The following is a 23203-nucleotide window of genomic DNA, read 5'->3' on the forward strand; positions in this document are numbered from 1 at the left end:
TTTTCTCCTTTTTTAACTTTGTTTAAAACCGTCAACTGGTTTTAATAACAATATTTTGTTTGATATTATAACTGAACCAATTATTCACAGCGGGATCAATAATCCAAATGCGATTAGTGGTACTAATGGTGACACCACAAATGGTACTGCCATTCCAAATGAAATTATTGTTCCAATAATTGCACTTACAAGTCCTCAAGATATCAAAAACCCAACAGTTGTTGATAACAGAACTAGGATAAATGAAATTGAAAATAATAGTATTTGTATTTCTCGTTTTCTATATCCAAATGCTTTAAGTGAAACAATGAACATCCTCAATCTTGATAGATAAATATCTGAAGATATGAATATAACTATTATTACAATTATTAAAATAATCGTAATAAATATAATTGCTATAAACATTGTTAACTTAAATATTTGATCTATCACTTCATTTTGTTCATCTAACAACAGTGCATTTTCTATAGCGATACTTAATGTATTAAAGTCTTCATGCATTGCAAATGTTGATGAACCATCTTTTGTTTGCATTGAAACTCCAGTTGTTATTTGTAGTGGTTCTTTTACATTTGAAAATACAGTATTTGAATATGTGTTAACAAGTGAATCATAAACATCATTTTGAGAACCCTTAATATACGCATCGTATTCTCAATTATTTGTGTTTAATGTTTCAAATTTTCTTTTGTTATAAAGGTCTAACCCTTCATCTTTTTTTGCTCAATTATTTTTATCTAACCTTGAGTGATCAAAGATTGTTTGTTTGTTATTTTCAACTGAAATTAATAAGTTTAATAAATCCGAGTTAGTGATTATTCCAACACCACTATATGTGTCTAATATATCAACAACTTTGAAATTAACATTTGGCTTAATTAATTCATTGTTTGGTGTTGATTTGACAGTTAATCCATTCAATTCACCATCACTACGTTGCATCATTTCTTTTAATCAATAGTTCATTGAATATGCACTACTAAATGTATCCATGTATTGTTCATTACCTCTATAGGTTGTAAACACATCGGTGTCAAATGGTTTTACCATTACTCATTCAGTATTGTCATTTATTTCCAATTCTTCATTTGATTTTTCATATGCGTTTATTGTATCTTTTGGTACGCTGCGACTTTTAATAGTTTTTGCATTTCCATTTTCATCAATTCAATTAGATTTTTTCATTTCATTTGATGAACCAAAAGCGCCATTGTTTGTTACAAATTTATTAACTTGTGCAGTATCACCAATTAATGTTGTTGGTATAAACAACTTAAAATTTCTGTAGTTGTAATATGGCCTTAAATAAGAGGCATTGATTTTTGTATTTCCATTTTCATCATAGTCATATGCAAAATCACCATACATATATGCCCCATCATTTAAAGTAACAGGTTTTCTAGTCTGAGGTTCTCTTGCGTCAAGTGTTTCATAATAGTCATCTTTTTTACCATCAATCACATGTGAGTATTGATTTTTATATGATGTTTTATTTGGATCGATTGTAAATGGATTTTTATATACATGCCCTACTGCATCTTTTGTATATGTTTTAGGATTTAATATTTTTGTATCATCTTTTCCAAAGTTGGTTTTAAAATAATCTGATTGATAAAAGTCAGTATCATCATATTTTCAAGCGGCATTTGGAATTACAAAGTCTTTTGCATTTCCGGCATTTAATACATATTTTTTACTATTAGAATTAACCCCATTAATAACATCGCCAACATTTAAACCATTAACAATTTTTTGATTTTGGTTTACAACAATCGGAATGTTTAATGTGTTTGTATTTTTGTCATAGTATTTATTTTTTTCATTTATATCATTTATTTCACCATTGAAATATTTGTAAATATCGTTAACGTCTTTATCTTTTCCATAAAGTTTATCGTAAGCTTTATTGGGAATTTCAAAAGCAGTTTGGTTGTTATTAACACCAACAACATCTAAGTTTCCTGAATCACTATTAACTGTCAATGATGTACCAAGTGTGTCTTTTCCTGGTACTACATTTACGGTATTGAATCCAAAGTTAATTGCTGATTGTCTTTCTTTTACACCAATGTATTCTTTGATATAAGATGGAGCTTTTGTTGTGAAAGAACGTAACAATGCTTCTTTTCAATCAACGCCGTCTTCAAAATCCATGTTAGGGAATTTTACCATCTTTAATATCGATGGAAGCGCTCCAGCGATTGTTCTTATAATTCTGTCAGCATCCTTTGATTTTGCCTTCATTGAAAGACCATTGTTCTCGTTCATATTTTCTGTAATCAATTGGTCAAACATACCAATTGACAATGATTTACCATTTGGAGCGTGGAAGTTATATGTTATGGCTCCATATACAACTGAAACCATCTCTGATGGGTCATTTACAATGTCATCATATGAACTTCTTATTCCTTGTTCTCCAGGAGAATATAAGAGCTGTGGTAATAGAGATGAGTTAGCTGAAATTGAATTATAACCATTTGGTCTATTGATTATTCTTGTATCTTTAGTTTTACCGATTTCATAATTGATATCAGTCATGCTATCAATATTTGCATCAACCCCTTCTCAGAAATTAATATTTTTTGATGATTGTGGGTCGTTTGTAATTGGATCATTTAATTTAAATTCATTTTTGTATTTAACATTCTCTAGGTATTTTGACTTTGTCGTTAATGCTACAGATGGAATGAAGATCAAATTAGAAACCATAAATGATGACACAAGAATCAACACTGACATCAGTATTAAGTTTCTTGACGAACTGGAAGCCACATCAAATATAAGTCTTCTTTTGAATCCTGTGTTTTTTATTATTTTTGTTTTAATAAATGTAAATACCACATTTTTTGAAGGTATGTTATTTTCATTTATCAATTCAATATATGGTTTAGACATTTTTATTCATGATATCAACATCGTTAACACCACCCCCACAAGTAATCCAATTACTGCAAACGAAATCAATGCAGCTTCTCAACTAAATAAAATTTGTGATGAATCAATTGTGAAGAAATCTTGTAGCAATCTTTGAATTGGAATTTGAAGGAATGTTCCAATAATTCATCCAAGAGGAACAGCAATTACAGAAATCACAATTCCATATCATAGATAACTTACAGCTATTTCAATTGGCTTATAACCAATTGAAATTAGGATTGCTATTTTTTCAATATTTAACTCAATTGATTTTCTAATAACAAGATATAACAATATAAATATTGCAGCTACTATTAACAACAATACCGATGTGATTGATGTTGTGAATATTTTTATAAACATTCCATAAATAGTTCAGTTTAGTGATTCTACACTTTCATCAAATGTCTTCATTTTCATTGGAACTATTTGATCTTTACCATCAGGGTCTGTGTGATTTAAATGATTTTGATAATAATTTGAATTTGATAAATTGGCGTTATATAAGAAATCATTTTTTTGTTTATTATCTTTTGCGTACATATAAACAGACTGTTTATAACTAGACATATCCATTTGTGATGTGTCCCCTTTAAATATTTCATTTAAAGTTTCATCTTGCATATACATAATTCCAGATGTTTTTGGTTTAGGTACAGGCATCATTGGGTCAACTGTTGGATAGAATGAATAAGCGTCAACAGCTATTCCAACAACGCCCATATAAGCATTACCGATTTTAATTAAATCACCAACTTCAACTTTGTTGTATTTTGCATATTGAACACTTACTGCAACTTCACCCCTTTTATTTGGTGCGGTTCCACTAAGTAATTCAAAATTCGTATTCTTTAGTGACTCCATTGTAATTAGTCTATATTTTTTACCTGCAAGAACATCTGAATAAACAAGTTCATCTCTTATTGTTAAATTCATATCAACCATGTCTGCTGCTAAATTTAAATGAAATTTATAGTAGTAGTTTAATGGGTTGTCATATATTGTTGTGTACGGTTCAAGTTCTCAATTAACTGGTTGATATTCAACATCAGTTAGTCCAAGCATCTCTACACTTTTGTAAAGACTTTCAAAATCAATTCCATACATTCCTGATGCAAGATCACCATGATTGTCTGCCTGATAAAATGCAGAAAGTAAATCTGATTGTTTTACATCTTTATTTTGCACTCAGTTGAAATACACTCCATCACTAATTCCTTGCAATGATTTAAAATCATTTTTTGCAATTACTGTTGGTTTATATTCTTCTTTATTTTCTGAATTTTTATTTATTGTTATAACTGGGTTTAACTGCCCTTTAAAACCTTTGTTGCCAACTAATGTTTCTGTAAAAAAATCCTTAACAAAATCTTCTTGTTTTATTGGTGGGGCATAATTCAAAGTTTTAATTGAACCACTATCTTCTTTGAAGTTTTTAATTTCACCTTCACTTAAAATAAGTTTGTCGTTGATAGTTTCAAATTCAGATCATTCATATGGAGACTTTTGAATTGTCTCTTCACTGTTTTCGATGTTTATAGTTAATCAAATATTACTTGTGTCTTCATTGAGTTTGCTAAACTCTTCAACAAACATTTCTTCATAGGATTTTGTACCAAAGATATATTTATAGATATAAAATGGAGCATACTTCGATCTATCATAATATCCTCCTCAACCAGAATAATTACTAGCATTGCTTCTAAAAACTTCCAACACGTCATCTGCCATATACATAATTTGCGATATCAATGTCGAAAGCGTGAAGTGTGTATATTTATACATTTCAAAATATTCATTATTTGAATTGTCTTTTAAGTTTTGACTTCATGTTTTATTTGAAAAATCATTATATCAACCACTATTTTCTTTAGTGAATTCACCAATAAGAGTTTCGTCAAATTGAGAATGTTTTTTTTCAAATCCATTTACAAATTCTCTAAAAAACAAATCAGTTGCAAGTGTATATCAAGTTGAGTTTTCTATATCGCTACCTTTATATGAATCGAAATGTGACTTTATCTTATCTGTTAAAATTCCAAGCCAAAAGTCATAGTAACCTTTGTATCAAGAATTATAATATTTATTAGTTATTGTTCCATTTAAATAAGGGAGAACCTTGGTGTGTGGAGTCATTAAATATGTTTTTGTGATTCTATCGACACTATAAATTGTTAACAAAAATGGGAACACACTTTTGAATTCATCACTTGTGAAATATTGTCCAATAAATGTGTCTTCACTTACTAGATCAAGATTAAAGTTTGATTGAACCTCTCCATCAAAGTTTATAAATGCGCTTGTTGAGTTTTCTTTTGAAACAAAATCAAGTATGGGTAAAAAAGAAAAATCACTGTTTTGTCCAACTAGTGATTCATTCTCATAAACGTTTGAAAATTTTTCTTGACTATTTACAACAGTTTCAAATTCATTATTTAGTTTTTTAACAGTAGTCACAGATGTAGATATAACAAGTGATCCAACCATAGACAAAATTAAGACAGCCAAAAGACTAAATTTAAATTGAAATAGTTGTTTGAATCCGTTCTTAAATAATAGTCTGAAACTTTTCATGTGACACTCCTATGTCATTTTAATTAGGTAGTACTTTTTCTTTCCTTTTTTAATTAAAATGGTGTTTTCAGATATAAACATATTTGATGTTATCTCTGTATTTGTGTTATTTATTTTTTCATCATTTACATATAATGATCCCGATTCAAGTAGTTCTCTAAATTCTCTATTAGAACTACATACTCCAGATGAAATAAATAATTCGTTAATATTTTTTACCTTCTTAATTTCTATTTCGTTCATTGTTTTTAAAAAACCAGTAAGTGCACTTTTATCAAGTGAACTTACATTTCCTTTAAATAAAGCATCAGTTATTTTTAATGCTTTATCTAGTCCAATCTTTCCATGCACAAATGTTAAAACCTCATATGACAATCTTTTTTGAGCAATTCTCTTGAATGGTTCTTTTTTGTGTTCCGCCATTATGTTTTTAACTTCACTAACTGGAAGCGTAGTTAAAAACATTAATAAGTTTTCACATTCATCATCTTCTTGATTAATGAAAAATTGGTATAGTTCATATTCACTAGTTTTATTTACATCTAATCAAATAGTTCCAGATTCTGTTTTTCCAAATTTGTTTCCATCTTTTTTTGTAAGAAGATTGAAAGTAATTCCTGCAGCTTTGTGGTCTTTATCAAAATCAGATATGTAATCCAATCCACTAGTAATATTTCCTCATTGGTCTGATCCACCAATTTGAATATGACAATCATGTTTCTCATACAATGTTTTAAAGTCGTGAGCTTGTAACATAGTATATGTAAATTCTGTAATTGAAAGTCCACTAGATATTCTAGAAGCAATGTTTTCTTTTGCTAATAGATAAGATAAGTTAAAGTGTTTACCAACATCTCTTAAGAAATCTAAGATGCTCATATCTTTATAAAAATCTAAGTTGTCAACAATTTTAACATTACCTAACATTTTTTTAAGCTGAGCTGAAATTGCTGTTTTATTCTTAATAACATCTGCATCAGTTAGCAATACACGCTCAGCCGATTTAAATGAAGGGTCTCCAATCATCCCAGTTGCTCCACCAATCACTGGTATTGGTTTAAAACCATATTCAGCAAATCTTTTAAGATTGACAATTTGAATTAAATGCCCAATATGTAGCGAATCTGCAGTTGGGTCAAAACCACAATAAACGCCCTTTTTATTTTTTTGGGCGTTTATAATTTTTTCTTCATTTGTGAATTGTTTAACAATCTTACGATCATTTAACTCTTTTAGAATATCCATTATTGTTTGTCATCTCTCTTAGCTTTTTCTTGATCTGATTCAACTGCAATATCATTTGCAATTACTTCAGATTTCTTTTTAACTTCGTTGTATGCTGAATCTGCTTTTTCAATTATATCAACAGCAACACCAGCAAGATCTTTTGCTATTTGTCTTACATTATCTGAAGAAGAAACTTCGCTTGCAATTTGTGCAGATACTTTTCCAATTTTTTGAATAATTTTAAAAGCTAGTTCTTTTGTTTTAACAATATCTAATTCTTCTTCTAAAACTCTAATCTCATTTATCTTAATATCTACTTTTGCAGCTAGTTCATCATGTCTTTCTTCGTTTGATTTTTCTCAAACTTCATCGATTGAGTTTATTAACTTTTTAAGTTGTGGTTTGAATTTTGAAACATATGAAACAAAGTCAACACGTAAGTCTTGACCTTTCTTTGGAGCTAATAACATACCAATTCCAATTCAACCAATTATTTTAACTAATTTGAACATTTCAAACCTTACTCGTTTGCTGAGTTAGCAAAGTCTCTCAGTTTATCAACAATCTTGTATGCAATATCTTTATTTTGTGTTGCAACTTTTGCTCAACTTTTTACATTACGTTTTGCAAAAGCATCAAATAGATCAATATAGTTTGAAATTCTATTTACCGCTTCAACAGTTGAGTTTAGCATTTCTGATTTATATGTTAAGTCTTCAAAGAAGTAATTAACTTTTTTTGCAGCTGATCCAAACTTTCTAAGTACAAATGCTGTGTAAATGAAAACGATAATTCCAATAACAAAAAATATGATCATAACTATACCAATAGCTAAAGTTAAATTTTCACTCATATAAACCTCCGAAGACACTAATAATATATATGCGTATCTAATAAGAGTATAAATAAAAAAAGAAACTATTCTATAGTTTCTTTTTCTTTGTCAATGCTTGATATTTCTTCTTCTGGAGTTTCTTTAGGTGGAACTCTTTCTTCTAAATAACGTTGACTTAATTCTTTACGTTTTTGAATAACTGCCGCAATGTCATCTTGTTGTTCTGGTTTCGGAACATTTAATTTTACTGAGTCAATTTTTTGTTCACTCATTGCACGTCTGTTTTCAAGTTGTTCTTCAATTGTCATTGGTTTGTATGTGCTTGAAATACTATTGGCACGATTCTTATACTCAGATCCAAATGTTGATTTAGATAGATCAGTATATATATCGTCAGGCGCTTCACCACCTTCGCGTCTATACTTTTCAATTAGTGCCATTTTTCTATGTGTATCACTACCTTCGATAATTTCTGCGATGTTAGCTTCATTACTTTTTTTAGCACCTTGAATGATTGACGAAAGTGGTCCGTCATTTACTGGATTAACCTTCACACTATTAGCAGCAACACTAGGGTCAGGTGCAATTCCTTGATTTTCTTCAATGAATTTTTGTACCTCTTTGTTTGCTTCTTCATCGCCTTCTAATACGGGTTTAATGTTTAACATTCAATCATCTTCATAACTACTTTCACGAATAACATTGCGCTCTTGTTGTTCGTGTTCAGTTAGGACTTCTGGTTCTTTTTTGTTTTTTTTCTTAAATCCGAACATTCAACCTCCTTGCTTATAATTTTATTTTTTTAAGCTTACTATTAGTTATGTTTTTTCTGCCTACTTTTGATATTTCAACACCATTAACCACAACTAGATCTCCAGTGAAATTTATTTTGTTTGATAATATAAATTCTCCAACACCATAAATGTCTACAGGTGTTTTGTTTTCTTCAAAGTATTTTATTTTTGTTAAGTTAAATCCTGAAGAAACAATTATTTTCACGTGACTATATCCATTATCATCTAGTGATTTTCTCAACATCTTAACTTGAGTTGGATTTACTCCATGTAATTCATTTTCAACTTCTTTTAGCTCTTGTAGTGATTTGTCAACAAGAGCGGCCGAAGTATCAATTCTAACTGCGTATAATTCTTTACCAAATTCTTTTGCAACTTTTAGTGAATCACCAATTACATCATTGTTGAAATCAACTAGCGCAACTAGATTGTTATTGGGAAATTGTTTTTTATATTCATGTAATGCAGCTATTAAATCTCCATCAAAAAATGCAATTAGAGAATGTGGTAATGTACCATTAACTTTTTTTATCATTTCAGATACAACTTCAATTGAAGCTGGAGTAACTAATGATTCAACACCACCAACATATGAAGCATATCCATCAAGTTGTTGATTTAAAAAGTAATCACCACGATCATTCATATTTAAAATAACCTTATTACCAGCTGCCTTTTTAACTATTCTAGTATTTGTAGCAACTGTGGTTGCACGTGCTAATATACCATCAAATAGGCCTTCAAAATGGACAAACTCTTGGTACTTACCTGTTATTTTTAAAACTGGTTCCATTGAGTTAACAACATCACCATCACTTACAGATTCAACTTTAATTTTGTCTTGTAAGTTCGCAAGTCTTAAGATTTCATAAATGTACTCAAGTCCAGCTACGGTTGTGTTATCACCTCTTTGAAATCATTGCATTGTTACTTCTTTGTTTGAGTTAAGAGTTTTGGCTATTTTTTGTGACTTGTCAAAATAATCAGAACAATAATAATTGTCCAAAACTCTTTTATCAATTACGATGTTATATTTCATTTTATATCTCCCACACAGATTTACCAAGTTTAGTTAAATTTGATAATTTGATAATTCCAGTGCTATTAAATTTATCTAAAATATTTAATTCTCTTGCAGAACACAACATTCCAAAAGAATCATTTCCGCGTAATTTATTTTGTTGAATATACAAACCATTTGGCATTCAGCTTCCAACTTTAGCAAGAATTGTTTTCATATCTTTTTTAACATTTTCAGCACCACATACAACTTGTACTATTTCAGTTCCGGTGTTTACTTTGCACAAACTCAAGTGAGTATCTGGGATTTTATTGCATTCAACTACTTTTACACAAATAAATTGTGGCGATACATTTACATTTGAAACGTCAACTAAATGAGATATCTTTTCAAATGCAATTTTTTGTAATTCTGTTTTAGACACCTTGTCATCTAAATAAACATTTAAAATATTTATAGCAACTAATTCTTCATCTAAATAGACTAATGTAACATTTTCTTCTTGTGAAATCTTGTTACCATCTTTGTTTGAAGTCTTGATTAATATTGTTTTAAAGTGTTTGTTGTATGTTATTAATCAATTCATTATGTGTGCCTTTTTTATATATAATAATACTATTACAATTTTAAAGGAAACTAGATATGAAAAAGAAAATAGCAATTGTTTTGGACTCCGCTTGTGGAATTCAAACATTCAGGGACTTTAATAAAAATGAAGATATTCATTTTGTACCACTAATAATTTCAACACCAGATGGGAAAAATTATAATGACGATGAGACATTAACTGTTTCTGAATTTGAAACATTATTAGCTAAAAATCCGAAGCTATTTACAGCTCAATCAACACCAGGTGTTGTTATCAATTTATGAACAAAACTATTAGAAGAATACGACGAAGTGGTTTGTCTTCCAATATCAAGTGGTTTGTCTGGACAATATCAAACAATGAAGATGCTTTCAAAAGACTTCAATGGTAAGGTTCACGTTGTTAGTACAAATGGAATCTCATTTGCATTACACTATGTTGCCAAATGAGCACAACAATTAATCGATGAAGGATTAAGTGGTAAAGAAATCGCAGAACGTCTTGATAAAGAATGTGAATCAATTAGAGGTTACATCGTTGTTCAAGATTTAAAGAGATTAGTTGCCGGAGGTAGAATTACACCTGCCGTTGCACTATTAGCAAAACTACTAAAAATTTGTCCTATTCTTAAATGAAACGGGAAAATTGATAAGTTTGATAAAGCGAGAACCTGAAAGAAAGCAGTTATTTCTACTATCGAACAATTAAAAAGTGAAGGAGTTAAAAAAGTTGACTTTGGATCTTCACTTACAAACAAAGATGCTGAAAAATTTATTATGTCAGAATTGAAAGATGCTGGAATAGAAGTTGGAATGAGTGTATATATTGCATTTGTTTTATCAGCACATATTGGTCTGGATACATTTGCTTTTATGCCCGACCTTAAGGAGACAATATAATGAAATATGGAATATTAGTAGATAGTTCTGCAGGTATATTAGAATCAGAACTAGTTGGAAAAGCAATTAGATCTATACCCCTAATTGTTATACACAATAGAACAATAGAGTTTGAAGATACTCCTGAAAACTTTGAAAAATACAAAGTATTAGAACTAATAGATAACAATGAAGAAATTACAACTTCATTAGCTTCTCCAGGAAAACTAAAAGAAGTTTATTTAGAAATGTTACAAGAATATGATCACATTATTCATTTAACAATTTCTGAAAAATTATCAGGAATGATTAAAACGGCTTTCTTAGTTTCAAAAGATGAAGATATTGCTGGTAGAGTTTCAGTATTAGAACATGCAACTGACGGAAACATGTTGAAGTACTTAACTTTTGCTTTAGAAGAAAAATTAAAAAACAACGAATTAGCTGAAGTTGCAGATATTCAAAAATGAATTAATGACTGAGGTGCAAAATCTTATTTAGCTTTCGTTCCAGGTGATATCAAAAGACTTGCTAAATCAGGCCGTGGTGGTGGAATGATGGTTTCTATTCTTGCAGCACTAAATACAAAAATAGCAGCACACTGAACTACTACTCCAAAGAAAATTGGTATGTCACGTAAAGTTGATGCAGCTGTTGAAAATATGTTGAAATATGGTAACAAGCTAAAGTTGATCGCAAATAAAAAAGTAGTTTTTGTTTGTTCATCAATGTTAAAACCAATAATGAAATCTACAATTGTAGATACATTAAATAAAAACAAAATTGAATTTACAGAAGAAAAATTACCAACTGTATTTGCATGCCACGGTGGTGTGAATATGTTTTGTTTAATGTTTATTCCTAAATAAAAATAAAAAAAGAATCGGTCTTCCTGATTCTTTTTTTATAGATTATTTATATTGAACGAATTCTTTTGCACCAAATCTTGATGTTTTATTTCCTTCTTTTACTTTTTTACCGATAGAAATCATAAGTGCTGGTAAAAATCTTTTACCATCAATATCAAATGCTTTTAAAATATCTTCACCGTCAAAACCTGACATCGGGTTTGTATCATACCCATATGATCTAGCAACTAACATAAATTGCATTGATACCAGACCACACTCTAGCGCAACACTGTGTAATGCTTTTTGAGGTTCAAAATTTTTATATTGATCAACTCTTGGTTTTAAAATTTGATCTTTTATTTCTTGTGGCATATACCCAAGTTCAACATCTTTGCTATATATTTCTTCACCAAGATTGTAATATTCTTTATCAGCCATTACCAAAATCATTGCTGATGACGTTGCGCATTGTACTGTATTGAATTGCACAAACTTTGATAATTTTTCTTTACCCTCTTCACTATCTATCACTAGAAATCTTCATGGTTGGAAATTAACAGCTGATGGAGCTGACATTGCCAATTCCAACATTTCATTTAATTCATCATGTTTGATTTTTACTGTTTTGTCATATTCTTTTATTGATTGACGATTTAATATAATATCTTTGAAATTGTTATTTTTCATTATGTCTCCTATTTCATATATAAATGTTTATATGTTTAATTTTCAATTTGGCAGGAGTGATAGGAATCGAACCCACAACACTTAGTTTTGGAGACTAATGTTCTACCATTGAACTACACTCCTATTTAATAATAAAACCACCTTTAAGGTGGTTTTCGCTTCTTGTGGCAGGGGTAACCGGACTCGAACCGATAACACTCGGTTTTGAAGACCGATGTTCTGCCATTGAACTATACCCCTATAATTTGCCTTTTGTAATTGTATTACAAAATGGCATATTTTTTTACTTACATTTATCGCATATTCCATGCAATTCAATCTTAAAGTGATTCACATCGACTTTAGATTTTTTACCGATAACTTCAAATACTTTCATAAGTTCAACATTTTCTTGTTTGTTATCAACATCAATAACACTTAGACACTCGTCACATTTTATGTGAATTAAGTGGGGTTTTATTGCTTCATAAATTATATACTTCCCATTAAATGTATTTGCATACAGTAAGTGGTTTTCTAAGAAAAGATCAATGTTATTGTAGACCGACATAACACTAATTGTGCTGTCGTCTTTCTTTAACATCTCTATAAGTTCATTTGTTGTGAAGTGTTTTGTGTTTGATATTATTTTGATAATGTTAATTCTTAAGTCTGTTAATTTTATTTTTAATTCTTTTAACCTACTAATATAAAAATCGTATTTTTCGGTTGAATTCATTACTTAACCAATTCTTCAACTGCAACAACTATATCATTTACGGTTTTGATTGCCATTAATGTTTCATCTGAAAACTGAATATTTAGTTTTGTTTCCAATTCAATAACACTATCCATTAAATCCAATGAATCGATACCAACACTTCTTAAGTCGGAATCTTTTGTTATACTACCTTTTGCGCCTTTTGCAATTAGTCCTTTTTTTATTTCTTCAAAATAGTTCATATTAACCTCACATATAAATTATACTATTTTTTTGATATAGAGTAAGGTCAATTAGTACACTAGTTGAGAATGTTATAATTCATAACAAATGTGTTATTAAACACTACTACTTAATCAAAAAAAATAAGTCTTCAAAAGACTTATTAAACGTTTTTAATTTTTTTCATTGCATTTGCAACATGTTCAACATCTGAACCAACTACTATTTGTAGAGCTTCATCTCCAAGTTGTTTGATTCCGTATGTTTTTGCCATTTTGATTGCCATTGTATCTATTTTTTTATTGTCAATCAATATCAATCTCAAACGTGTTGCACAATTATCAATTGAAACAAGATTGTCAATTCCGATTGCATCCATTACTGCTTGTGCCATGATTGTGTATCTATCTGCTTTTAGGGCTTTAGCTGCCATTTTTTGATCTTTAATATTTTGTTTTTCTACTTTTTTAGCTGCTTTTATTTCAGCTTTTGTTAATGTATTTAGTGCCATTTTCACAATTCCTTATGTCTGAGCCTTCAATATTTGAAAGCTATTTATATTTTAGAACTATTAAAATTAAATGCAAGTGTTTTGAATAAAATTTTATGCAATGATTAATTTAGGTCATAAAAATTAATTATTTTTTATTGAATAAGATCATACAAAGTTTTTTTATATTCCAGTATATGTAGCTTTTACATTTTTTGGTCTATCGGGTTGATCATATGAAAAAATTAATTCGATTTCTTCATTTAGGGGTGAAAGTTTTAAAAACTTTCTACTAAAAATATTTTCAAATACTTGCTTATCAATATGAGCATTTGTTCCATTAAACTTCACTATGTTTGTTTTTTCAAATAGTGAAAAAACTATTTTTGTTTCAGATACTCCAAACTCAACTTCTGTATCTTTTTTTAATACATACTCAACTAATACCATTTCACTTTGTAGATATTTTGTTGACGCTTCATTAACAGTTAACTCCATAACATTATTGTCAATTATTCTAGTATTGAACTCTGTGTAATCAAAATTTAGATTTTTGATTAGATTAATTCTTTCAATAATACTCTTTGTTTCAATTGATTGAATGGGTCCAACATCAACATAACCAAGATAGTCATTTATATTTATTGGACCTTCAACTGGTTCTTCAATTAATGGAATTTCTTCATCTAAAACTACTTCAACTCCAGAGTTCAAATAGTTTATTGTCTTATATGCAATTATTGATGGTATATAAATGGCAGGCAATGAAATCATAATGATCCAACTAATCTTTTTAAGTGATTTCTTTTTTGGCATTTTCTATTACATCCTTCATTTTTCTATCATCTTTGAAATCTAAATTGCTCACTTCTGCTCTATTTCAAACGTATTTAACCTCTTCATTTAAAACTCCTGTTGCTTTGCTTATCAACATGGTTTCTAGCTCACTATCGTACTTAATCCCAGCTATTGCTGAATAATTTATAGTACCAATTTGTATGTTGTATTTGATTGATGAATTCATTTTTGCTTTTGGGTTTTTTACAATATATTTTTTTCCATTCAGTTCATCATTAATTACCTTTCCTTTTTCATCATCATATCTCGTTGAAAAATTTGATTTAAAGATTGTGTCTTTACCTTTTTGTACAACATTAAATTTCAATACATCATCAAATTTTTCTTCGAATTTATCTTCATCAGAATCAATAGTGACATTTAACTTGTCCTTATTTAAGATAGCCCCACTTCCAAGTGCTTCAGTGGCTGACTTTACAGGTTCAATGATTGTGTTTCAAGCAACATCATCATGTTGACCATGTATTGGTGGTACGTATTTTATTTCGTTATGAAACGTAAATTCAGGTGAGTATCCTTTTTCATCTATGTTTTTTTGAGTCATTGTGATTTTATTTTTTGCTAAAGAAGATCGCACAACTACCGTATCTAGAGTATCTTCTTTTATCATTTTTGGTCTATCACCATAAACAAAGTTTGAAAAGTTGTCCCCTTCATATATTGGTGTTAAATCAATTGATGCAAATGCAATGTAATTTTTATCTTCAATTGTGGTTCTTACACCAATATCTATTTTATTGTCTACCACTTTGTCATATGGAATTTTGAGTGCAGTGAACGGAGTTGGTTTATCAAATAAAAAATTTGGTGTACCTCCGTTCATTATTGTTGTTTTGAAGTTGTCATATGTAAATTGAAATGTATATTTTTTGAAACTTTCAGCTTCTCTGTTGATTGCAGGTTTTACAAATACTTTGTAATGTGCATCTGCTTCGTTGTTGTTATATACATAATTAACATACATAACTCCAAATACTAGTTTCTTATCGTTTGAAACTACCTTTAAAGATTTGGTTATATCTTTGTTTTCATTTTCTAATTTTATTTTGTGTTCGTAATTCATCATTACCTCCACTATCTATAACGTCACAAAATAAAAAAAACCCCTAAGGATTTTTTTAACCGATCATAATATCTTGTTCTAGATATTTGTATCTTTCTTTTGTACCTGATTTTACAAATGCAAGTAATGTATTTGATACACCTAATTGTCCAATAAACATCGTAGTAATTAGTGCAAGTTTAGACAACACTCCAAATGAAGTAATTATCCCTGTGTTGTATGGGGAGAACCCGACGGTTCCAAAGGCGGAGAACACTAGAACAAACACATTAGTTAATTCTGGTGGTTCTCCATTAATTGAAAGTTGACTATAACTATCTCCATAAACAACCATTACAACAGATAAACTCATAATTATAGAAACCACAAATACTGCGACTGATTTAATTACTGTATCTTGTGGGATTGTTTTTGAAAAGGCAGAAACTGATTTGTTGTTTCTAATAACTGATCAACAGAGAATTAATAAAATACCAAAGGTTGTTGTTCGAATTCCTCCAGCTGTAGATGACGGCGCAGAACCAATAAACATAAGTGCAGAAATTATCATTCTAGATCCATCATTCATATTACCAATGTCTACAGTGGTGAACCCGGCATTTCGAGATGCACTTACATTGAAGAATATATCAAAGAACGCTTTATGTCATATAACACCCTCTCTTTTTCCACCAATACTTGAATATAAAATTTCTGAAGAACTACCCGCTGCAAGTTCACTGAAATAAACAAACATTGGACCTACAAAGAATAACGTTGTATAAACGGTAAAGTTTAATTTTGTAAATAATGAGAATTGAACGTGTTCACCTGTTTTCATAGCTCTTATTTTTTTCTTAATATCGTGATATGTAGGGTAACCTAAACCACCAATAACTCATTGCATTAAAAATACAGTTTGAATTGAATAACCATATGGTGTGTTGTAACCTTGTAATGAATTATCTGAAAAGATATCAATCCCAGCATTATTAACTGCACTCACTGAATGGAAAATTGAAAATCATAATGATTGTTCAAAGTTTCTATATGGAGAACTACCCATTGCTGTGTTTGGAATAATGTTACCTGCATCATCTAATTGGTATAAAGCCTCTGGTGGTACTTCAATAAAGTAAAAACCAAAGAACAACATAAATGATCCAATAATTTCAACAATAATTAAAAACACGAATGCATCTTTAATCATTTCAGTTGTATTTGCTAATGCAATTCCTCCACGTTCTGTTTGAGCTGTGATTTGGTCATTAACAGATATTTTTCTATTCAACATAATCAATAATGTGATTTTAATCGTTAGAACACCAATACCACCAAGTTGAGCTAGCATAGCTAAAATTAGTTGACCCCAGAAAGTATAAGTTGATCAAACCGGAGCTGTAACAATACCTGTATCTGAAAGTGCTGAGGAAGCTTGAAATATTCCAGATATAAAGTCTCAATTATAATCACTACCTTTTTTTGAAACAATACCAGGAATCATCAATAAGAACCCCGCAATTAAAACGGCAACTAAATAAATAAATATAATTTTTCCAATAACCTTAGAAAACGGCATCATCTTTTTTATTTTAGTAAAGAAGGTCATTTCCTTTTCTCACTTTTTAGATTCTGCTTTTTGTTTATTTCTTACTTCTTTTTTAGCACGTTTGCTTTTATCGCGGAGACCTTTTACTTCTTCAGAAATACTGGTTTCATCTAGTTTTTTTGAAGTAATATCGTCAGAACTATTATTCGTTTTCATGGTTACCTCCTTTTTTACATTAATTAGATTATACAACTTATAGACATTATTGTATAATTATATAAGTTTATAAGGATCTAAGAAAAATGGCTAAAAAGAAAAAGACGTTTGCGATCATTGGTGCCAATAATCTTGGTATTTCAATTGCACGTGAACTTGATAAGAAGAAACAATTGGTTAACTTATTTGATATTAATGAAGAAAAATTAAACTTATACATTGATGAATTTGAATTCGTTCAAGGTATTATTGCAGACTGTACAATTAAACGTACATTAGAAAAAAACGGAGTTGATCAATTCGATAGTGTTATTGTTTGTATTGGTTCTAATATCAACTCATCACTTACTATCGTATTAAACTTAATTGACCTTGGAATTACAAACTTCTTGGTTCAAACAACTGACGACAAACACAAACGTATGTTATTAGCTCTAGGCTTAAAAGAAACACAAATCATTATTCCAAATGAAATATCAGGTAAATTAATTGCTACAAAATCATTGTTTGATATTGACGTTGATGTTCAATCAATCGATGATGAATATATCTTTGTTAAATTAGATCTATTAGAAGAGCTTAACTTTGATAAAACGATTCAAGATAATAACTTAGCATCTAACAAAGAATTTACAATCGTACAAATTAGACGTGATGGGAAAATTATACTTCCAGATGAATATACGGTTTTAAAAGAAAAAGATGTACTTTACATCTTCTCAAAAAATACAATCATTAATGACTTAGTTTTAAAAATTTGTGGAGTTGCACAATAAAAAAATATTCTCGTAAAGAGAATATTTTTATTTGTATTTAGAACTAAGCTTCTTTTTTATTTGATCTTTGTTCTTCTAAAATTTTAAGCATTCTTGGCTTAATGGCTTCTTGTTCTCCACCGTATACGATTTGAACAGTTTGAGTTCCTCTTACAAGAGCCCCAGTTGAACCACCTAATGACATTACTCCTTCTTTATTAAATAAAGAGTTGTCTTTTAGAGTTAATCTTAAACGTGATGCACATGCGTCAACGTCAATGATATTTTCTTCTCCACCTAAGAATTCGATAATTTTTCTAGCTTTTTCTACACGAGCTTCTTCTTTTGTGTCTTTTGTTGACATTTCTGATCCGTCTTCGTTTTTTGTTTCTTTGGCTGCTTTGTAATCTGCTTTAGTTGCTAGTTGAGCATCAGCTCCACCATCACGACCTGGTACCATTACTTTTCCATGTTTTACTGCAAAGTAGAATGCGAAGAAGTAAATTGGTCCCATTGCGGCAGTTACCATCAATACACCAAATGCTGACATTGCGTCCATTGCTCCAGCGAAGAACGGAACTAATCCAAACACGATGTAGTCAATGAATCCACCAGATACAGTCATAGAAACGTGTGTTCCCATTAATCCTGTTAATCCGAATGAAATAGCTGCTAATGGCATATGTACACCATAGAATAATCATGGTGCTAAGAATAAGAATGTATATTCTAATGGTTCTGTAATACCTGTTAAGAAACATGTAAATGCAGCTGAGAAGTAAATTCCCATAACATTTTTTCTGTTTTCTTTAGGTACGTTTAATCACATAGCTACACCAGCCATTGGTAATCCAAGCATCATAAACCCGAATTTACCTGATTGGTATTGTCCCATGTTTAAACCTAATAACTCAAATGATTCAAAGTTGATTCCATTGGCGTTATCTAAGTTTGAAATAACGGCTGCCATCATATATTGATCACCCATTTTTGCTCATAGGTTTCCACCATCAGCTTGTTGAACTGCTTCAAAGAATTGAGTTCAAGTAAACTCAGTACCTGTAAAGTCCATTGCTTTTGATGTTCATTGATCTACAGTTAGACCATTGTAAATACCACCATTGGCACCATTTACAAACGCGTCGTTAGCTGCATTCAATGTTCCAGCGATTGATCCACCTGCTGATGTTCATCATAGTGGTGCGTAGAACACGTGGTGTAGTCCAAATGGTACTAATGATCTTTCAATCATTTCAAACACAAGTGAAGATACACCCATTGGCGCTTTACCTGATAATTCACCTAATGCTGCAAGACCTAAACCAATTACTGGTCATATGAACATAAAGACAAATGCTAATGGTAATACAAATACGAAAGTTGCAATTGGAACAAATTTTGTACCTGAGAAGAATGATATTGCTGATGGTAATTGAATTGTATGGAATTTATTGTATGCTGCTGCTGCAATAGCTCCAACAAAAATACCCGCAAATACTCCTGTGTTTAGTGATTGAACTCCTAAGTTATTAGTGATCAATCCACTGTTGATTGAACCATATCATAATAATGAAAATGATTGTTGACCGTCTGAACCTAAAACAGCTGTTTTAACTCCATTAACCATTTCTCAGTTTGGTTGAATTAAAGCTGCTTGAGCTCCATTCATAACTAAGAATCCTACAACAGCTGTAATAGCTGCAATCCCTGAATCTTTAGAATAAGCTAAAGCAACAGAGATACAGAATAAGATTGGTAAGTTTCCAAAACAAACGTCACCGATTTTATTCATAAATGTTCCTAAGTATCAAACAAAGTCTGGTGTATTGTAAATACCTTCAGATACTCCCGGTCCTACACCTTGGTTAGCAATTGCTGCCCCAACCCCAAGGAATACCCCTGCGATTGGTAGTAATGCTATAGGTAGTAGAAACGCTTTTGACAACTTGGATAGAGTTGGCATAACACCGCGTCCAAAAGCTTTTGACTTTGCTTTGAACCCAGTACTAAACCCACTTCATGTTGGTTTGTTCATATATTTCTCCTATATTTTTCATTCGCATAAATCAATATGCGATACTCTTATAATATTTTAAATTCAACAAAATAGCAATAATTTTTTCCAAGAATATTTATATATATTTATATATATTTTTACTAGTCATTTCAAACTCTTTTATATGCTACGTAACTTACATAACTAAACGATATAACCACTAATGAATACAATGATGTAATCAGTGCATAGTTCATTGTTGTATTGTATGAACCAAGACCAATTGTACTTAGTTCGTTTTTTGATACCCTATTTTGTGCAAATCTAATATCACTTGATTTACCTGAGTTAGATGAGTATTTTTTAAAGTCATCGTTTATTGTTGTTTTGTAACTATGCTTTGGAGCTTGTACAAAACTTATTCCATTAACTGCATATATGTCATCGAATATTTTGTTATTAATTGAACTTCCATTATATATATAAGGTAAATAATTAAATACATTGAATACAGTGTAATTAGTAAAGTTAGGTTGTGGTTTATATAATGTTCTTATTTGTTCTGAATCTAAAGTAATAGAATATCTTAGAGTTTGAAATAACAATCAATAGAACGTTACTTCTCCAGGGTCAACATAATCTTTTTGAAATGAATTGATATTAACTTCTCCACCTTTGTCAAATAAACCATATTCAAAAATTGTCCCAGTTAAATGAATTGATTTTCACGATGTTGAATTAACCATTTCATTCATTATGAAAAAATTATCAAACTCATTTATAAAGTAATTAAATAACTTATTATACTTACCATTAGATATATTTGATTTGACTGCTTTTTTTAAAAATGAAGCAGGATCACAAAATTGATTATTTGGTTTATTAAACATCAACTGATTTCAACTACAAGTCTTTGATTCATTTTTATATTTGTATTCACCACTAATTGCATTTATCATTTCAATTATTTTTAAGTTTGAATCTATTTTAGAAACTACCTCTTCATTTTTGATATCACCAAAATAAAATATTCTTTCATATAACTCTCATACTTTTTGTTCAGTTGGATTATCACGAGTAACATTTAGTTCATCATATTCATCAACTAGAAATACGTATTCTTCATTTTCTGAAACAAAATCAGAAAACCTTTTACCAATATTCAATTTGACGTTTGTAGAAACTCTATCGCGTAGATTTAATAAACTTTGCGTATTTGCAATCGAACCAACATAGCTAATATTAAATATGAAAGGAGATATTACATTTAAGGAAATAAATATAATAGTAACTACAATTGCAATAACTCTATTAAATAAAAATATACAAATTATTAACATGTTTATTATTAATAGTGAAAAAATTATATTTGCCAAATACGAAAACATAACCTTATCAACTGTAATATAAGTTCTATCCACACTTACAGAAATAAGTGCCAACAACTTTAATAACATTAATAACGTTAGAATGAAAAAAGATAGAATGAAAACAAGCATTAATCTCACTAGGAATATTTCCCTAATTTTAACTCCTGATCTTTTTTCAATTGAATATAATCCACTTTTAATATGTTGGCTAAATAATATATTTATTAATGCTAGATTGATTAAGAATATAAATACAAAGTCAACAATAAAATAAATTTGATGTAGTGTTTTTGATTTTGATAAATAATCATTAAAGTTTAAATTTCTATATGAATCAAGTATTACACAATATGTAATTGTTCCTAAAATAAACAACACCAGAGTAGCTAAAAAAAAGTAATTCTTTAAAACCGATTTTGCACATTGTCCAAGTATATGTAAGTTTTTATTTAAATAAATTTTGTAACTCATTGAAATCGGTTTCCTCGTGTTTGTTTAGGTTTGAATATATTTCTTTTATAATTTCATTGTCCTTGTCAAAGGACTGATTATAAATAACAACACCTTCTCTTAGAATTATTAAATGATCGATTGTTCCTTGTAACTCTTCGATAATGTGAGATGTAATTACAATTGTTACTCCGATGGTGTTTAGGTATTTAATTATTTCTAAAAATTCAATTTTTGAATCGAGATCTAGATTAGCTGTGGGTTCATCAAAAATAATCATCTCTGGTGAAGTTATTAAACATGACGCCATGATTGCTCGCTTTTTTCAACCTGCTGATAACTTGCTTAATTCTTTGTTAGAGTGCGGATCTAGTTTTAAAAACTTAATTATTTTTTTTATTTTGTTTTCTCTATCTTCAACTTCATTTAGTACAGCTATGTAATTTAGATAATCAATTAATTTAATATTTAATTTCAGACTATTAGAATCTGGGAAGAATGAAATTTTAGATATATTTCCATTTTTATTTACATCTTCTTTGTTGAATAATATTTCCCCACTTTCAATATTTGTTTCGCCAAATATACTTTTTATTAAAGTTGTTTTACCTGCCCCATTGTTTCCAACAAGTCCAACAAATGAACCTTTTTCAATTTCGATATTTATTCCGACCAAAGCTTTTTTCTTTTTATAAGACTTATTTAAGTTATTTATTTTTAACATACATCTACATTATTTAAGTGCTTGATATCTAAATGTGAATTCATTAACGTTGCTTAGATATAATTCATTTGCACCAAGCATACATTGGTTCGGCACTATTGTGTTGCTTTTGCAATTTGGGTTAGTTGTTGAATATATCATTCAACTATGTTTTTCATCATTTGTAATGTCACCAATTGCTGTGATCAATCCATTTGATTCAACTTTAAATTCTTTATTTTTACTTATGACAGAGTACAAACTTAAACCAGCAACATTATATGTTGGTTCAAATATTTTAGGTTCGTCTTCTGGTTTTGATTCATTTATTGTAGTAAGAACTACTACGCTATCTTCGCCTGAGTTTTGCACTGAGTCTTTAAAGTTAATTAGCTTAAAACCCAATATAACTGTTGCTATAAAAAATAATGTGGCGATTACAGTCACTATATAGATAATTGTTTTTTGTTTCAT

21 protein-coding genes and 2 tRNA genes are annotated in these 23203 nt (G+C 29.6%); 3 read left to right on the plus strand and 20 right to left on the minus strand.

The genetic code is table 4. The annotated features are described in order from the left end of the window. Positions 1–12: 12 nt before the first annotated feature. The 7 genes from AACL07_RS03075 to ytpR all read right to left on the minus strand — a co-directional run bounded on the left by AACL07_RS03075 (position 13) and on the right by ytpR (position 9959). A complete protein-coding gene (locus tag AACL07_RS03075) occupies positions 13–5496 on the minus strand; it encodes an ABC transporter permease (RefSeq protein WP_338983203.1) in 5484 nt (1827 codons plus the stop codon). 9 nt (positions 5497–5505) lie between these two features. After that, on the minus strand, positions 5506–6741 hold the full coding sequence (gene tyrS, locus AACL07_RS03080; RefSeq protein WP_338983204.1) for a tyrosine--tRNA ligase: 1236 nt from the start codon (positions 6739–6741) through the stop codon (positions 5506–5508). Then, positions 6741–7235 carry a hypothetical protein gene (locus AACL07_RS03085; protein WP_338983205.1) on the minus strand — a complete coding sequence of 165 codons (495 nt, stop codon included), beginning with the start codon at positions 7233–7235 and terminating at the stop codon, positions 6741–6743. Before AACL07_RS03085 ends, tyrS begins: the two co-directional genes overlap by 1 nt. 8 nt (positions 7236–7243) lie before the next feature. Next, positions 7244–7576 carry a hypothetical protein gene (locus AACL07_RS03090; protein WP_338983207.1) on the minus strand — a complete coding sequence of 111 codons (333 nt, stop codon included), beginning with the start codon at positions 7574–7576 and terminating at the stop codon, positions 7244–7246. 65 nt (positions 7577–7641) lie between these two features. Further along, positions 7642–8331 carry a hypothetical protein gene (locus AACL07_RS03095; protein ID WP_338983209.1) on the minus strand — a complete coding sequence of 230 codons (690 nt, stop codon included), beginning with the start codon at positions 8329–8331 and terminating at the stop codon, positions 7642–7644. Positions 8332–8344: 13 nt separating this feature from the next. Then, positions 8345–9391: a nicotinate phosphoribosyltransferase gene (locus AACL07_RS03100; RefSeq protein WP_338983211.1), complete on the minus strand. Its 1047-nt coding sequence runs from the start codon at positions 9389–9391 to the stop codon at positions 8345–8347. Position 9392: 1 nt separating this feature from the next. Beyond that, the gene (gene ytpR / locus AACL07_RS03105; protein ID WP_338983213.1) at positions 9393–9959 is read right to left on the minus strand and encodes a YtpR family tRNA-binding protein; all 567 of its coding nucleotides are present in this window, start codon (positions 9957–9959) and stop codon (positions 9393–9395) included. 56 nt (positions 9960–10015) lie between these two features. Between ytpR and AACL07_RS03110 the strand changes: the two genes are divergently transcribed. Both AACL07_RS03110 and AACL07_RS03115 read left to right on the plus strand, forming a co-directional pair. Continuing rightward, entirely contained in the window at positions 10016–10861 is an 846-nt protein-coding gene (locus AACL07_RS03110; protein ID WP_338983215.1) for a DegV family protein, read from the plus strand. Further along, positions 10861–11709, plus strand: coding sequence for a DegV family protein (locus tag AACL07_RS03115; protein ID WP_338983217.1), 849 nt, complete (start codon positions 10861–10863; stop codon positions 11707–11709). The genes AACL07_RS03110 and AACL07_RS03115 overlap by 1 nt, the downstream gene beginning before the upstream one ends. Positions 11710–11751: 42 nt before the next feature. Here AACL07_RS03115 and AACL07_RS03120 read toward each other — a convergent pair whose 3' ends face one another. The 9 genes from AACL07_RS03120 to AACL07_RS03160 form a co-directional block, all read right to left on the minus strand. Next, entirely contained in the window at positions 11752–12378 is a 627-nt protein-coding gene (locus AACL07_RS03120) for a nitroreductase family protein (RefSeq protein ID WP_338983218.1), read from the minus strand. A gap of 48 nt (positions 12379–12426) precedes the next feature. Further along, positions 12427–12501 (minus strand) — tRNA-Trp (locus AACL07_RS03125). Positions 12502–12543: 42 nt separating this feature from the next. Further along, positions 12544–12618: transfer RNA gene (locus AACL07_RS03130), tRNA-Trp, on the minus strand. A 43-nt stretch (positions 12619–12661) separates the two neighbouring features. Then, positions 12662–13096, minus strand: a complete 435-nt coding sequence (locus AACL07_RS03135; RefSeq protein WP_338983219.1) for a Fur family transcriptional regulator — start codon at positions 13094–13096, stop codon at positions 12662–12664. Further along, positions 13096–13320 (minus strand): phosphopantetheine-binding protein, encoded by a 225-nt coding sequence (locus AACL07_RS03140; protein WP_338983221.1) that lies wholly within the window; start codon positions 13318–13320, stop codon positions 13096–13098. Before AACL07_RS03140 ends, AACL07_RS03135 begins: the two co-directional genes overlap by 1 nt. Before the next feature lie 143 nt (positions 13321–13463). After that, the gene (locus AACL07_RS03145) at positions 13464–13811 is read right to left on the minus strand and encodes a PTS transporter subunit EIIB (protein WP_338983223.1); all 348 of its coding nucleotides are present in this window, start codon (positions 13809–13811) and stop codon (positions 13464–13466) included. A 162-nt stretch (positions 13812–13973) separates the two neighbouring features. Beyond that, positions 13974–14606, minus strand: a complete 633-nt coding sequence (locus tag AACL07_RS03150) for a hypothetical protein (RefSeq protein WP_338983225.1) — start codon at positions 14604–14606, stop codon at positions 13974–13976. Further along, on the minus strand, positions 14584–15714 hold the full coding sequence (locus tag AACL07_RS03155) for a hypothetical protein (RefSeq protein ID WP_338983227.1): 1131 nt from the start codon (positions 15712–15714) through the stop codon (positions 14584–14586). Before AACL07_RS03155 ends, AACL07_RS03150 begins: the two co-directional genes overlap by 23 nt. A gap of 52 nt (positions 15715–15766) precedes the next feature. Further along, a complete protein-coding gene (locus AACL07_RS03160; RefSeq protein ID WP_338983229.1) occupies positions 15767–17455 on the minus strand; it encodes a TrkH family potassium uptake protein in 1689 nt (562 codons plus the stop codon). A gap of 86 nt (positions 17456–17541) precedes the next feature. Between AACL07_RS03160 and AACL07_RS03165 the strand changes: the two genes are divergently transcribed. Next, positions 17542–18231, plus strand: coding sequence for a TrkA family potassium uptake protein (locus AACL07_RS03165; protein ID WP_338983231.1), 690 nt, complete (start codon positions 17542–17544; stop codon positions 18229–18231). Between the two features lie 43 nt (positions 18232–18274). Here the strand turns inward: AACL07_RS03165 and AACL07_RS03170 are convergent, their stop codons facing one another. The 4 genes from AACL07_RS03170 to AACL07_RS03185 form a co-directional block, all read right to left on the minus strand. Continuing rightward, on the minus strand, positions 18275–20245 hold the full coding sequence (locus AACL07_RS03170) for a PTS transporter subunit EIIC (RefSeq protein WP_338983233.1): 1971 nt from the start codon (positions 20243–20245) through the stop codon (positions 18275–18277). 122 nt (positions 20246–20367) lie between these two features. Further along, the gene (locus AACL07_RS03175) at positions 20368–22047 is read right to left on the minus strand and encodes a hypothetical protein (protein WP_338983235.1); all 1680 of its coding nucleotides are present in this window, start codon (positions 22045–22047) and stop codon (positions 20368–20370) included. Next, the gene (locus AACL07_RS03180) at positions 22022–22750 is read right to left on the minus strand and encodes an ABC transporter ATP-binding protein (RefSeq protein WP_338983236.1); all 729 of its coding nucleotides are present in this window, start codon (positions 22748–22750) and stop codon (positions 22022–22024) included. The genes AACL07_RS03175 and AACL07_RS03180 overlap by 26 nt, the downstream gene beginning before the upstream one ends. A 9-nt stretch (positions 22751–22759) precedes the next feature. Then, positions 22760–23203 (minus strand): hypothetical protein, encoded by a 444-nt coding sequence (locus tag AACL07_RS03185; RefSeq protein WP_338983238.1) that lies wholly within the window; start codon positions 23201–23203, stop codon positions 22760–22762.

The organism is Spiroplasma endosymbiont of Othius punctulatus (assembly GCF_964019505.1).
Classification (GTDB): domain Bacteria; phylum Bacillota_I; class Bacilli_A; order Mycoplasmatales; family Mycoplasmataceae; genus TIUS-1.